Below are 237 nucleotides of genomic sequence, written 5' to 3'. Positions count from 1 at the left end.
ATGCCGGGCAACCGCCCGCATTATGGGCGTTGGCCTCAACACGATTTTCCGCCATTTAAAAAACTCAGGCCGCAGTCGGTAACCTCGCGCATACAGCCGGGCAGTGACGTCATCGTCTGCGCTGAAATGGACGAACAGTGGGGATACGTCGGGGCTAAATCGCGCCAGCGCTGGCTGTTTTACGCGTATGACAGGCTCCGGAAGACGGTTGTTGCGCACGTATTCGGTGAACGCACT

Annotated in this window: 1 pseudogene; it reads left to right on the top strand. The window is 57.8% G+C overall.

Annotated elements, in window-relative coordinates:
- Nucleotides 1-237, top strand: a pseudogene (locus ABOC97_RS23985) (IS1 family transposase); the annotation flags it as partial.

This window comes from Kluyvera huaxiensis (assembly GCF_040149365.1).
Taxonomy (GTDB): Bacteria; Pseudomonadota; Gammaproteobacteria; order Enterobacterales; family Enterobacteriaceae; genus Kluyvera; species Kluyvera intermedia_A.
This window is presented reverse-complemented; position numbering and strand designations above follow the sequence as displayed.